This window comes from Streptomyces cinereoruber (assembly GCF_009299385.1).
Taxonomy (GTDB): Bacteria; Actinomycetota; Actinomycetes; order Streptomycetales; family Streptomycetaceae; genus Streptomyces; species Streptomyces bikiniensis.
This window is the reverse complement of record NZ_CP023693.1, coordinates 1,852,669-1,865,249: the sequence shown is the minus strand read 5'-3', so window position 1 is coordinate 1,865,249 and position 12,581 is coordinate 1,852,669. Positions and strand designations below refer to the sequence as shown.

General features: G+C 70.7%; 12 protein-coding genes. 6 read left to right on the top strand and 6 right to left on the bottom strand.

Translation table 11 applies throughout. The features are described 5' to 3' along the window. Positions 1–17: 17 nt before the first annotated feature. Complete coding sequence (locus CP977_RS08220) at positions 18–1,553, bottom strand: S8 family peptidase (RefSeq protein ID WP_152369851.1); 1,536 nt, start codon at positions 1,551–1,553, stop codon at positions 18–20. Positions 1,554–1,825: 272 nt separating this feature from the next. Between CP977_RS08220 and CP977_RS08215 the strand changes: the two genes are divergently transcribed. From CP977_RS08215 to moaA, 3 genes are all read left to right on the top strand, one after another. Further along, a complete protein-coding gene (locus tag CP977_RS08215; protein WP_062756689.1) occupies positions 1,826–2,200 on the top strand; it encodes a DUF485 domain-containing protein in 375 nt (124 codons plus the stop codon). Further along, positions 2,197–3,822 (top strand): solute symporter family protein, encoded by a 1,626-nt coding sequence (locus CP977_RS08210; RefSeq protein WP_062756690.1) that lies wholly within the window; start codon positions 2,197–2,199, stop codon positions 3,820–3,822. Before CP977_RS08215 ends, CP977_RS08210 begins: the two co-directional genes overlap by 4 nt. A 164-nt stretch (positions 3,823–3,986) precedes the next feature. Further along, positions 3,987–4,976 carry a GTP 3',8-cyclase MoaA gene (gene moaA / locus CP977_RS08205; protein WP_062756691.1) on the top strand — a complete coding sequence of 330 codons (990 nt, stop codon included), beginning with the start codon at positions 3,987–3,989 and terminating at the stop codon, positions 4,974–4,976. Between the two features lie 21 nt (positions 4,977–4,997). Here moaA and CP977_RS08200 read toward each other — a convergent pair whose 3' ends face one another. Together CP977_RS08200 and CP977_RS08195 are read right to left on the bottom strand one after the other, a co-directional pair. Next, positions 4,998–5,222, bottom strand: a complete 225-nt coding sequence (locus tag CP977_RS08200; protein WP_062756692.1) for a hypothetical protein — start codon at positions 5,220–5,222, stop codon at positions 4,998–5,000. 188 nt (positions 5,223–5,410) lie between these two features. Beyond that, positions 5,411–5,779, bottom strand: coding sequence for a DUF3099 domain-containing protein (locus tag CP977_RS08195; protein ID WP_062756693.1), 369 nt, complete (start codon positions 5,777–5,779; stop codon positions 5,411–5,413). A 169-nt stretch (positions 5,780–5,948) separates the two neighbouring features. Between CP977_RS08195 and CP977_RS08190 the strand changes: the two genes are divergently transcribed. Then, the gene (locus CP977_RS08190; RefSeq protein ID WP_062756694.1) at positions 5,949–6,224 is read left to right on the top strand and encodes a GlsB/YeaQ/YmgE family stress response membrane protein; all 276 of its coding nucleotides are present in this window, start codon (positions 5,949–5,951) and stop codon (positions 6,222–6,224) included. 80 nt (positions 6,225–6,304) lie between these two features. Here CP977_RS08190 and tyrS read toward each other — a convergent pair whose 3' ends face one another. Genes tyrS through CP977_RS08175 form a run of 3 tightly spaced genes read right to left on the bottom strand, consistent with a single transcriptional unit; the run spans position 6,305 to position 10,584 of the window. Continuing rightward, positions 6,305–7,573, bottom strand: coding sequence for a tyrosine--tRNA ligase (tyrS, locus tag CP977_RS08185; RefSeq protein WP_062756695.1), 1,269 nt, complete (start codon positions 7,571–7,573; stop codon positions 6,305–6,307). A gap of 54 nt (positions 7,574–7,627) precedes the next feature. Beyond that, positions 7,628–9,019, bottom strand: a complete 1,392-nt coding sequence (locus CP977_RS08180; protein WP_062756696.1) for a metallopeptidase TldD-related protein — start codon at positions 9,017–9,019, stop codon at positions 7,628–7,630. Then, positions 9,016–10,584, bottom strand: a complete 1,569-nt coding sequence (locus CP977_RS08175; RefSeq protein ID WP_208421600.1) for a TldD/PmbA family protein — start codon at positions 10,582–10,584, stop codon at positions 9,016–9,018. Before CP977_RS08175 ends, CP977_RS08180 begins: the two co-directional genes overlap by 4 nt. A 359-nt stretch (positions 10,585–10,943) precedes the next feature. Here CP977_RS08175 and fabG point away from each other — a divergent pair, with 359 nt between their 5' ends. Both fabG and fabI read left to right on the top strand, forming a co-directional pair. Further along, a complete protein-coding gene (gene fabG, locus CP977_RS08170; protein ID WP_062756698.1) occupies positions 10,944–11,663 on the top strand; it encodes a 3-oxoacyl-[acyl-carrier-protein] reductase in 720 nt (239 codons plus the stop codon). A 5-nt stretch (positions 11,664–11,668) separates the two neighbouring features. Beyond that, the gene (gene fabI, locus CP977_RS08165; RefSeq protein WP_062756699.1) at positions 11,669–12,445 is read left to right on the top strand and encodes an enoyl-ACP reductase FabI; all 777 of its coding nucleotides are present in this window, start codon (positions 11,669–11,671) and stop codon (positions 12,443–12,445) included. Positions 12,446–12,581 lie beyond the last annotated feature (136 nt).

Genomic DNA, 12,581 nt, shown 5'->3' with positions numbered 1-12,581 from the left:
GCCCCGAGAACCGCTGGTTACCAGCGGACCGCGTCGAGCGCGTCGACGATGCCGGCCCCGTAGAAGCCGTTCTTGTTCTTGCCGCCCTCGCAGACGGCGTCGACCTTGCCGTCGGCGTCGATGTCGTACGGGTTGGTGCAGGCGTGCCGGTCGGCCTGCGCGTACAGCAGGGCCTTGAGCGCCGCCGGGCTCGCGGTCGGGTGCTTCGACTTGATGAGCGCCAGGACGCCCGCCGCGTGCGGCGAGGCCATCGACGTGCCGCCCTTGTAGTTGTAGCCGCCGTTGACCGTGGTCGACAGGATCAGGCCGTTCACCGCCGGGGCGTCCGGCGTCTGGTACGCGGTGCGGTCGCCACCGGGCGCGGCGATGTCGATCACGCCGAGGCCGTAGTTGGAGTACGACGCCTTCAGGCCCTTGGCGCCGGTCGCGGAGACCGTGACGACGCCCGGGAGCATCGCCGGGTAGTCCAGGCACTCCTTCGGGTCGATGGTCCGGCCGCCCGGCGTGGAGTCGTTCGGGCTGCTGTCGTCGACGATCGAGTCGGCCGCCAGGTCGAACTTGGAGTTGCCGGCCGCCGCCACGTTGACCGTGCCCTTGCGCTCCGCGTAGCGGGTGGCGCGGGTGACGGCCTCGATGAGTGCCTTCTGGTCCGCGTCGTTCTTGCACGCGAACATCCACGGGTCGGTGTAGTAGCTGTTGTTCGTGATGTCGATGCCGTGCTCGGCCGCCCACACGAAGCCGCAGACCACGGCCTCCGTGTAGAAGAAGCCGTCCGGGGTGGACACCTTGATGCCGGCGAGCTTCACGCCCGGGGCGACACCGGTGACGCCGATGCCGTTCTTGGCGGCGGCGATCGTACCGGCGACGTGCGTGCCGTGGTCGCTCTCGCCCGGGTTCGGACGCCACGAGCCGGCGGTGGTGTCCGGCTTGCCGGAGACGCAGTTGGCGGACTTCGCGGCGCTGAAGTTCGGCGCCAGGTCCGGGTGGGTGTCGTCCACGCCCGTGTCGATGACGCCGACGGTCACGCGCTTGCTGCCCAGCGTCCGCTGGTGCGCCTTGTCGGCCTTGATCGCCGGGAGGTCCCACTGCAGGGGCTCCAGGGCGTCCTGCTCGTCCGTCGCGCGGGCCGCGGCGGCCTTGGCCTCGGCCTCGGTCAGCGCCTGCGTGCCGCCGCCGACGGACTTGTCGCCCTGCACGGAGAGCGGGGCGGTGCGGGTCGCGCCGGCCGACACCACGCCGCGCGCCTTGCGGATCTTCTTCGCGAAGTCCGGGTTCTGCGAGTGGACGACTATCACGCCTATCTGGTCGTACGCGACGACGATCGTACCGCCGGCGGCGGCTATCGCCTTCTTCACCGACTTGGCGGCCGAGCGGCCCCCGTCGACGTTCACGACGTACGACAGCTTCGGCCCGTCCGACGCCACGGCGGCGGCCGGAGCGTCGCTCAGCTCCGCGGCCGAGGCACCGGAGGGAAGGAAGCCGAGCGAGGCCGTGAGCGCGAGGCCGACCGGCAGGGCGAGAGCTCGGCCGCGCCTCGATCCCAGATGAGCCATGGGTTCTCCACATCATCCGTATGTACTGTCCGCGCGCGGGTTTGCGCACGGGCAGGTGCATGACGAGTGAAGCTATCGCTGATCTTCCTGTCCCATCAATGAGTTGAGAAGACTTCATGAAGATCTGCCCGAGAAATTCCTCGGGGTGAACCGCTTCGCTTCCCCTTCCGTGCCGTTGTGCAGGGGAGGGCTCCACCCGGAGCCCCGGCTCCCGCACCCCGGTGAGGCCCCCTTTGACCCAGCCGTCCGCCCCCGCGTCACGAGGAGAGTCCGTGGCTACCGAAGCACCGCCGCCAGCCCGAAACGGCACGGAGACCGATCGGAGTCCCGTGCCGCCCACCACGGAGCAGTTCACCGAGGTGCAGGAGAGCGAGGAGTTCGGCGAACTGCGCCGCACCTACCGCTCGTTCGCCTTCCCCCTCACCCTCGCCTTCATCGCCTGGTACCTGCTGTACGTGCTGCTCTCCAACTACGCGGGCGGCTTCATGGGGACCAAGGTCTTCGGCAACATCAACATGGCGCTGGTCCTGGGCCTCGGCCAGTTCCTCACCACCTTCCTCATCGCCTGGCTCTACTCGCGGCACGCGGCGAACCGGCTCGACCCGAAGGCCGAGGCCATCAAGTCCCGTATGGAGGGCGACGCATGAGCACCCCCGTCCTGCTCGCGGCGGGCAACGCCACCAGCGAGCACCGGCCCCTGATCATCGCCCTGTTCGGCGCCTTCGTGATCGCCACCCTCGTCATCACCGTGTGGGCCGGCCGGCAGACCCGCAGCGCCGCCGACTTCTACGCCGGCGGACGCCAGTTCACCGGCTTCCAGAACGGCCTGGCGATCTCCGGCGACTACATGTCGGCCGCGTCCTTCCTCGGCATCGCCGGCGCCATCGCCCTCTTCGGCTACGACGGCTTCCTCTACTCGATCGGCTTCCTCGTCGCCTGGCTCGTCGCCCTGCTCCTGGTCGCCGAACCGCTGCGCAACTCCGGCCGCTTCACCATGGGCGACGTCCTCGCCTACCGGATGCGCCAGCGCCCGGTCCGCACCGCCGCCGGCACCTCCACCATCGTCGTCTCGATCTTCTACCTGCTCGCGCAGATGGCCGGCGCCGGCGTCCTCGTCTCGCTGCTCCTCGGCATCACCAGCGACGGCGGCAAGATCGCGATCGTCGCCCTCGTCGGCGTCCTGATGATCGTGTACGTGACCATCGGCGGCATGAAGGGCACCACCTGGGTGCAGATGGTCAAGGCCGTGCTGCTCATCGCGGGCACGCTCCTGATCACCTTCCTCATCCTGCTGAAGTTCGACTTCAATCTCTCGGACCTGCTCGGCGCGGCCGCCACCAACAGCGGCAAGGGCCAGGCCTTCCTGGAGCCCGGCCTCAAGTACGGCGTCAGCGCCACCTCGAAGCTGGACTTCCTCTCGCTCGGCATCGCGCTCGTCCTCGGCACGGCCGGCCTGCCCCACATCCTGATCCGCTTCTACACGGTCCCGACCGCCAAGGCCGCCCGGAAGTCCGTCAACTGGGCCATCGGCATCATCGGCGCCTTCTACCTGATGACGATCGTCCTCGGCTTCGGCGCCGCCGCCCTGCTCAAGAACAGCGACATCGTCGCCTCCAACAAGGCCGGCAACACCGCCGCCCCGCTCGCGGCCCTGGAGGTCGGCGGCGGAGCCGGCTCCACCGGCGGCGCGATCCTCCTCGCCGTCATCTCCGCCGTCGCCTTCGCGACCATCCTCGCCGTCGTCGCCGGACTGACCCTGGCCTCCTCGTCGTCCTTCGCGCACGACATCTACGCCAACGTCATCCGGCGTGGGAAGGCCACGGAGAAGGAGGAGGTGCGGGCCGCCCGCTGGGCGACCGTCCTCATCGGCGTCGTCTCCATCGCGCTCGGCGCCCTCGCCCGCGACCTCAACGTCGCCGGCCTGGTCGCCCTCGCCTTCGCGGTCGCCGCCTCCGCCAACCTGCCGACGATCCTGTACTCCCTCTTCTGGAAGCGGTTCACCACGCAGGGCGCCCTGTGGTCGATCTACGGCGGCCTGGTCTCCGCCGTCGTCCTGGTGCTGTTCTCGCCGGTCGTCTCCGGCAAGCCCACCTCGATGTTCAAGGACGTCGACTTCTACTGGTTCCCGCTGGAGAACCCCGGCCTCGTCTCCATCCCGCTCGGCTTCCTGCTCGGCTGGCTCGGCTCGATCCTCTCCAAGGAGGAGCCGGACAAGGGCAAGTACGCGGAGCTGGAGGTCAAGTCCCTCACCGGTGTCGGAGCGCACTGAACCGTATACGTTCCGCCACGCACGGACGGCCGCGTCGTAGAGTTCTACGACGCGGCCGCGCCGGTCCTCGTGACAATCTGCCCTGCTGGATGTCGGACCGCTCGCGTAGGCTCGGAACAAGGCGATCGAAACGAACCGATCCACAGACGGGGAGGGGGCCCACCGTGCTCATCGACACCTTCGGCCGGGTCGCCACCGACCTGCGCGTCTCGCTCACGGACCGGTGCAACCTGCGCTGCACCTACTGCATGCCGGAAGAGGGCCTCCAGTGGCTCGCCAAGCCGGACCTGCTCACGGACGACGAGATCGTCCGCCTCATCCGCATCGCCGTCACCGACCTCGGCGTCACCGAGGTCCGCTTCACCGGCGGCGAGCCCCTGCTCCGCCCCGGCCTCGTCGGGATCGTCGAGCGCTGCGCGGCCCTGGAGCCCCGCCCCCGGATGTCCCTCACCACCAACGGCATCGGGCTCAAGCGCACCGCGACCGCCCTGAAGGCCGCGGGCCTCGACCGGGTCAACGTCTCCCTGGACACCCTGCGCCCGGACGTCTTCAAGACCCTCACCCGCCGCGACCGGCACCGCGACGTCCTCGACGGCATGGCCGCCGCCCGCGACGCCGGCCTCGTCCCGGTCAAGGTCAACGCCGTCCTGATGCCCGGGCTCAACGACGACGAGGCCCCCGACCTGCTCGCCTGGGCGATCGAGGAGGGGTACGAGCTCCGCTTCATCGAGCAGATGCCCCTCGACGCCCAGCACGGCTGGAAACGCGACGGCATGATCACCGCCGGGGACATCCTGGAGTCCCTGCGCACCCGCTTCACCCTGACCCCGGAGGGCGCCGACGAGCGCGGCTCCGCCCCCGCCGAGCGCTGGGTCGTGGACGGCGGACCGCATACGGTCGGCGTCATCGCCTCCGTCACCCGCCCGTTCTGCCGGGCCTGCGACCGCACCCGGCTCACCGCCGACGGACAGGTCCGCACCTGCCTCTTCGCCACCGAGGAGACCGACCTGCGGGCCGCGCTCCGCTCGGACGCGGGGGACGCCGAGGTCGCGGAGATCTGGAAGAAGGCCATGTGGGGCAAGAAGGCCGGCTCCGGCCTCGACGACCCGAGCTTCCTCCAGCCCGACCGCCCGATGTCCGCGATCGGCGGCTGACCCCCGTCTTGGAGCCCTGTCTCAAGGGGCCTCGGACTCCCAGTCGGCCAGCGGCACGACGTCCTTGAGGAAGCCCCGTACGCCCAGGAACTGCGAGAGGTGTTCGCGGTGCTCCTCGCACGCGAGCCAGGTCTTGCGCCGCTCCGGCGTGTGCAGCTTGGGGTTGTTCCACGCGAGCACCCAGACGGCGTCGGCGCGGCACCCCTTGGCCGAACAGATCGGCTTCTCTTCGCTCACTGGACCCATGATCACCCGATCATTGTCCAACAAGGGCGATGCCGAGCAGCCACGGGGGGAGCTGCCCGGCATCGGTCCGTCGCTCCGACGGGGGATGCGGAGCGCGTAGGCAGTATGTCACGGCACACGGGGTGTGGTGCACTGGAACTTCATGATTGATCTGAGCTTTTCTTGAGGTTTCCGGCCACGCTCGGTGATCAGTTCCGGCCGTACGGGCGGCCCGTCCCCGGGGGCGCCCCGGCCTCTTCCGCCGGCTCCTCCGTCGGCTCTCCCGCACCGAGCGCGGGCCGCGCCGGAGTCGGTACGAACGTGGAGGGAAGGGACGGGGCCGACTCGCGTCCCGCGTTCGCGATCACCACGGCGACGTACGGCAGGAGGATGCCCAGGGCGAGGGCCACGATCGCCACGTGCCGCTCGACGTTCCACAGCACCGCGGCGGCGATCACGGAGAGCGTCCGGACCGTCATCGAGATGACGTACCTCCGCTGCCGTCCCCGGACGTCGTCGGCGAGCCCCTGCCGGGCCCCCGTGATCCGGAAGACCTCGGTTCCACCACGCTTCGGCATCGCCCTTCACCACCCGCCGGTCGCGCCGGACCCACCCCGGTCCGGTCCTCGTTCCACGGTACGCCCGCCCCTCCGCGCCCACGAGACCGGGGCACGTATGGCGGTGTCCGACATGCAGCGTACGTCCGGAAAGCCGAGACTGGGCCCACATGCGTACAAGGAGGCGACAATGGGTTGGTTGTGGGCGATCATCGTGGGACTCGTCCTCGGTCTGATCGCGAAGGCGATCCTGCCGGGCAAGCAGCAGATCCCGCTCTGGCTGACGGTCGTGTTCGGCATCCTCGGCAGCGTCCTCGGAAACGCGGTCGCGACCTGGATCGGCGTCAACGACACCAAGGGCATCGACTGGATCCGCCATCTGCTCCAGCTGATCGGCGCGGTCGTCGTCGTCGGCCTGGGCGACATGCTCTGGGCCTCGATCAAGGGCGACAGACGACGGGCCTGACGGCGGGACACGACCGGGGGCCCGGTACGGCACACCACGTGCCGTACCGGGCCCCCGGTCGTGTCGTACGGGCGGACCCGTCAGGCGCCGGTGAACTCGATCGCCGCCAGGTTCTTCTTGCCGCGCCGCAGCACCAGCCAGCGCCCGTGCAGCAGGTCGTCCGCCGACACCTCGGCGTCCTCGGCGGTGACCTTCGCGTTGTTCACGTACGCCCCGCCCTCCTTCACCGTGCGGCGCGCCGCCGACTTGCTCGCCACCAGACCGACCTCGGCGAACAGGTCCACGACCTGGCCGAGCTCCGACACGCGCGCGTGCGGCAGCTCGGACAGGGCCGCGGCCAGCGTCGCGTCGTCCAGCCCGGCCAGGTCGCCCTGGCCGAACAGCGCCTTGGAGGCGGCGATGACGGCCGCGCACTGCTCGGCGCCGTGCACCAGGGTCGTCAGCTCCTCGGCCAGCGCCCGCTGGGCCGCCCGGGCCTGCGGCCGCTCGGCGGTCTGCGCCTCCAGCTCCTCCAGCTCCTCACGGGACTTGAAGGAGAGGATCCGCATGTACGTGGAGATGTCCCGGTCGTCCACGTTCAGCCAGAACTGGTAGAACGCGTACGGCGTGGTCATCTCCGGGTCCAGCCAGACGGCCCCGCCCTCGGTCTTGCCGAACTTGGTGCCGTCCGCCTTGACCATCAGCGGGGTCGCGAGCGCGTGGACCTCGGCCCCCGGCTCCAGGCGGTGGATCAGGTCCAGCCCGGCCACCAGGTTGCCCCACTGGTCCGAGCCGCCCTGCTGGAGCGTGCAGCCGTAGCGGCGGTACAGCTCCAGGAAGTCCATGCCCTGGAGGAGCTGGTAGCTGAACTCCGTGTAGCTGATGCCCTGCTCGGACTCCAGGCGCCGGGCCACGGAGTCCTTGGTCAGCATCTTGTTGACCCGGAAGTGCTTGCCGATGTCCCGCAGGAACTCGATCGCCGAGAGCCCGGCGGTCCAGTCCAGGTTGTTCACCATGACCGCCGCGTTCTCCCCCTCGAAGGAGAGGAACGGCTCGATCTGGGTCCGCAGCCGGTTCACCCAGTTCGCGACCGTCTCGGGGTCGTTCAGGGTGCGCTCGGCCGTCGGCCGCGGGTCGCCGATCTGCCCGGTGGCCCCGCCGACCAGCGCCAGCGGCCGGTGCCCGGCCCGCTGGAGCCGGCGGACGGTGAGGACCTGGACCAGGTGGCCGACGTGGAGACTGGCCGCGGTCGGGTCGAAACCGCAATAGAACGTGACGGGACCGTCCGAGAGAGCCTTGCGCAGTGCGTCCTCATCGGTGGACTGGGCGAAGAGCCCGCGCCACTTCAGCTCGTCGACGATGTCCGTCACGGTCGTCCGTCTCCTTGATTGATCGGGGTGATGCCGGGGCCCAGTCTAGGTGGGTCAGACCCCCTTGCTGACCGAGCTCATGTTGAAGTCCGGCACCCGCAGGGCGGGCATCGCGGCCCGGGTGAACCAGTCGCTCCACTCGCGCGGCAGCGTCTTCTCCGTACGGCCCGCCTCCGAGGCCCGCGACAGCAGGTCCACCGGCGACTCGTTGAACCGGAAGTTGTTCACCTCGCCGACCACCTCGCCGTTCTCGACCAGGTAGACGCCGTCCCGGGTCAGTCCGGTGAGCAGCAGCGTCGCCGGATCGACCTCGCGGATGTACCAGAGGCAGGTCAGCAGCAGACCGCGCTCGGTGGAGGCCACCATCTCCTCCAGCGAACGCTCCCCGCCGCCGTCCAGGATCAGGTTCCCCGCTCCCGGGGCCACGGGCAACCGAGTAAGCCCCGCCGAGTGCCGGGTGGTGACGAGCCGCTCCAGCTTCCCGTCCCGCACCCAGTCGACCGGACCCACCGGCAGGCCGTTGTCGAAGACGGACGAGTCGTCGCCGGAGGAGTGCGCGATCACGAACGGCGCGGACTCCAGACCCGGCTCGTTCGGGTCGCTGCGCAGCGTCAGCGGCAGCCGCGAGAGCGTCTCGCCGAGCCGGGTGCCGCCGCCGGGCTTGGAGAAGACCGTACGGCCCTCCACCGCGTCCCGGGCGGCGGCGTTCCACTGCTGGTAGATCAGCAGGTCGGCCACGGCGGTCGGCGGCAGCAGCGTCTCGTACCGCCCGGCGGGCAGCTCGATCCGCCGCTCCGCCCAGCCGAGCCGCACCGCCAGGTCGGCGTCGAGCGCCGCCGGGTCGACGTCCTTGAAGTCCCGCGTCGCGCGCCCGGCCCAGGCGGAGCGCGAGCGGTCGGGGGACTTGGCGTTCAGCTCCAGGGTCCCGTTCGGCTGGTCGTGCCGGAGCCGCAGCCCGGTCGACGTGCCCAGGTAGGTGGAGGTCAGCTCGTGGCTGGCGAAGCCGTACAGCTCGCGGCCGCCGGCCCGGGCCCGGGCGAAGGCCTCGCCGAGGGCGGGCGCGAAGTCCCCGAAGACGGCGGAGGAGGTCTCCGCCGGGGCGTCCGTGAAGTCGGGGGAGGCGGGCACGCCCTCCACCAGCGGCTGCGCGTCCTCGGCGGGCCCGGCGGACCGGGCGGCCTCCTCGGCGGCCCGCACCAGCGGCTCCAGGTCGTCCACGGTCACGGCGGACCGGGAGACGACACCGGAGGCGGTGCCCTGCGCGCCGTCGACGGTCGCGATCACCGTGAGCGTACGGCCCCGGGTCACGCCGTTCGTCGTGAGGGCGTTCCCCGCCCAGCGCAGATTGGCCGAGGACTCCTCGTCCGCGATGACCACGCACCCGTCGGCCCGGGACAGCTCCAGGGCCCGCTCGACGATCTCGTACGGCTTGCTGACGCGGCTCATCGTCCCGCCTCCTGCGTCGTGTTGAGGATGTTGACGCCCCGGAAGAGGGCGGAGGGGCAGCCGTGGGAGACGGCGGCGACCTGGCCCGGCTGGGCCTTTCCGCAGTTGAAGGCGCCGCCGAGGACGTACGTCTGCGGGCCGCCGACCTGCTCCATCGAGCCCCAGAAGTCCGTGGTCGTCGCCTGGTACGCGACGTCCCGCAGCTGCCCGGCGAGCCGCCCGTTCTCGATGCGGAAGAAGCGCTGCCCGGTGAACTGGAAGTTGTACCGCTGCATGTCGATCGACCAGGACCGGTCGCCGACCACGTAGATGCCCCGCTCCACGCCCCCGATCAGGTCCTCCGTGGACAGGCCGCCCGGGTCCGGCCGCAGCGAGACGTTCGCCATCCGCTGCACCGGCACGTGCGCGGGGGAGTCCGCGAAGGCGCAGCCGTTCGACCGCCCGAGGCCGGTGAGCTTCGCGATCCGCCGGTCCAGCTGGTAGCCGACGAGCGTGCCGTCCTTCACCAGGTCCCAGGACTGCGCCTCGACGCCCTCGTCGTCGTAGCCGACGGTGGCGAGCCCGTGCTCGGCGGTCCGGTCGCCCGTCACGTTCATGACCGAGGAACCGTACGTCAGCTTGTTCAGCTGGTCGAAGGTGGCGAAGGAGGTGCCCGCGTAGGCCGCCTCGTAGCCGAGCGCACGGTCCAGCTCGGTGGCGTGCCCGATCGACTCGTGGATGGTCAGCCACAGGTTCGACGGATCCACGACCAGGTCGTACCGCCCGGCCTCTACGCTCGGCGCCCGCATCTTCTCGGCGAGCAGCTCCGGGATCTCGTCCAGCTCCTTGTCCCAGTCCCAGCCCGTGCCGGTCAGGTACTCCCAGCCGCGCCCGACCGGCGGCGCGATCGTCCGCATCGAGTCGAACTCGCCGGTCGTCCCGTCCACGGCCACCGCCGTGAGCTGCGGGTGCAGCCGCACGCGCTGCTGGGTGGTCACGGTCCCGGCCGTGTCCGCGTAGAACTTGTTCTCGTGGACGGTGAGCAGCGAGGCGTCCACGTGCGCCACGCCGTCCGCCCGCAGCAGCCGCGCGCTCCAGTCGGCGAGCAGCGCGCTCTTCTCCTCGGAGGGCACGGAGAAGGGGTCGATCTCGTACGAGGAGATCCACACCTTGTCCTCGTGCACCGGCTCCGCCGCCAGCTCGACGCGCTCCTCGGAGCCGGCCGCCGCGATCACCTGCGCCGACAGCTTGGCCATGGCGACCGCCTGCGAGGCGACCCGGGCCGCCCCGTCCATGGTCAGGTCGACGCCGGAGGCGAATCCCCAGGCCCCGCCGTGCACCACCCGCACCGCGTAGCCGAGGTCCGTGGTGTCGGAGGAACCGGACGGTTTGGCGTCGCGCAGCCGCCACGCGGCGCTGCGCACCCGCTCCAGGCGGAAGTCGGCGTGCTCGGCACCCAGCGCGCGCGCTCGGGCGAGCGCCGCGTCGGCGAGTGCCCGAAGGGGCAGCGCGACGAACGAAGGGTCGATCTGATGGACCACGAGCGGCCTCGCTCTCGGTGATCGGAAGGCTCGGAAGACGGTCATGGAGGTCATGGAACTGCCCGGGAAGTCAATCACGGGAGGGGCGGCCGGGGCTGCGCATTGGCGTGCGCCCTCGGCGGAACCGTCCCCAACCGGCCACCGCGCGCCGGGTCTTGGGGCAACGGCACAAGGCCCGCCGGTGTCCGGCGGGCGGCCCGGACGTCCACCGGGCCGTGTCCCCGGGCCCCGGACCGCCCCTGTCGGGCCCGGTCGCGGGCCGCCGGGCGGTCGTCTTCCGGCACCCCCGAGCTGTAGGGACCCGACAGTGCGGCCCGGGCGCCACTGTGGGAGGTCGATTCCTCATGTCGGGAGCGATGCAGATAGGTTTTCGGCTACCAGACCGCTATCGAAAGGGTGATCCGTTGAGCCGCTCGGTTCTCGTCACCGGAGGAAACCGGGGCATCGGCCTCGCCATCGCCCGCGCGTTCGCCGAGGCCGGCGACAAGGTCGCGTTCACGTACCGCTCCGGCGAGCCGCCGGCCGCCCTGGCCGAGCTGGGCTGCCTGGCCGTGAAGTGCGACATCACCGACGGCGAGCAGGTGGAGCAGGCGTACAAGGAGATCGAGGAGAAGCACGGTCCGGTGGAGGTCCTCGTGGCCAACGCCGGCGTGACGAAGGACCAGCTCCTCATGCGCATGTCCGAGGAGGACTTCACCTCCGTCGTCGACACCAACCTGACCGGCACCTTCCGGGTCGTCAAGCGGGCCAACCGCGGGATGCTGCGCGCCAAGAAGGGCCGCGTCGTCCTGATCTCGTCGGTCGTCGGCCTCCTCGGCTCCGCGGGCCAGGCCAACTACGCCGCCTCCAAGGCCGGTCTGGTCGGTTTCGCCCGCTCCCTCGCGCGCGAGCTGGGCTCCCGCAACATCACCTTCAACGTCGTCGCGCCCGGCTTCGTCGACACGGACATGACCGCGGTGCTCACCGACGAACAGCGCGCGGGCATCGTGTCCCAGGTGCCGCTGGGCCGCTACGCGCAGCCCGGGGAGATCGCCGCCGCGGTGAAGTTCCTCGCCTCCGACGACGCCGCGTACATCACTGGAGCCGTCATCCCGGTTGACGGCGGATTGGGCATGGGTCACTGATCACCATGAGTGGAATCCTCGAGGGCAAGCGCATCCTCATCACCGGTGTGCTGATGGAGTCCTCCATCGCCTTCCACACCGCGAAGCTGGCCCAGGAGCAGGGCGCGGAGATCATCCTCACCGCCTGGCCCCGGCCGACGCTGACCGAGCGCATCGCCAAGAAGCTGCCCCGGCCCGAGAACGTCAAGGTCCTGGAGCTCGACGTCTCCAACGACGAGCACCTCGCGCGCCTGGAGGGCCAGGTCCGCGAGCACCTCGGCGACCGCCTCGACGGCGTCGTGCACTCCATCGGCTTCGCCCCCCAGGACGCGCTCGGCGGCAACTTCCTCAACACGCCGTTCGAGTCCGTCGCCACCGCCATGCACGTCTCGGCCTTCTCCCTGAAGTCCCTGACGATGGCGCTGCTGCCGCTGATGAGCGAGGGCGGCTCCGTCGTCGGCCTCACCTTCGACGCGAAGTTCGCCTGGCCGCAGTACGACTGGATGGGCCCGGCCAAGGCCGCCCTGGAGGCCACCAGCCGCTACATCGCCCGCGACCTGGGCAAGCAGAACATCCGCTGCAACCTGGTCTCGGCGGGCCCGCTGGGCTCGATGGCCGCCAAGTCCATCCCGGGCTTCGGCGAGCTGGCCTCCGTCTGGGACAGCCGCTCCCCGCTGGAGTGGGACCTCAGCGACCCGGAGCCGGCCGGCCGCGGTGTCGTCGCGCTGCTCTCCGACTGGTTCCCGAAGACGACGGGCGAGATCGTCCACGTCGACGGCGGTCTGCACGCGATCGGCGCCTGACGCCTCCTGCACGTACGACGAGGGCCGTGTGCCCGCCCCTCGGGGCGGTGCGCACGGCCCTTCGCCGCTTTCCGGCCACCGGGGCCCGAACGCCGAAATCGAACACTCGACTCGAAAAGTAGCCCGGACGGCCCCA

Excerpts from the sequence above, each read along its gene's own strand:
- CP977_RS08190 (WP_062756694.1), top strand. The coding sequence starts at position 5,949 with ATGGGTTGGTTGTGGGCGATCATCGTGGGACTCGTCCTCGGTCTGATC.
- CP977_RS08180 (WP_062756696.1), bottom strand. The coding sequence starts at position 9,019 with ATGAGCCGCGTCAGCAAGCCGTACGAGATCGTCGAGCGGGCCCTGGAG.
- CP977_RS08200 (WP_062756692.1), bottom strand. The coding sequence starts at position 5,222 with ATGGGTCCAGTGAGCGAAGAGAAGCCGATCTGTTCGGCCAAGGGGTGC.
- CP977_RS08210 (WP_062756690.1), top strand. The coding sequence starts at position 2,197 with ATGAGCACCCCCGTCCTGCTCGCGGCGGGCAACGCCACCAGCGAGCAC.
- CP977_RS08220 (WP_152369851.1), bottom strand. The coding sequence starts at position 1,553 with ATGGCTCATCTGGGATCGAGGCGCGGCCGAGCTCTCGCCCTGCCGGTC.
- CP977_RS08195 (WP_062756693.1), bottom strand. The coding sequence starts at position 5,779 with ATGCCGAAGCGTGGTGGAACCGAGGTCTTCCGGATCACGGGGGCCCGG.
- fabI (WP_062756699.1), top strand. The coding sequence starts at position 11,669 with ATGAGTGGAATCCTCGAGGGCAAGCGCATCCTCATCACCGGTGTGCTG.
- CP977_RS08175 (WP_208421600.1), bottom strand. The coding sequence starts at position 10,584 with ATGACCGTCTTCCGAGCCTTCCGATCACCGAGAGCGAGGCCGCTCGTG.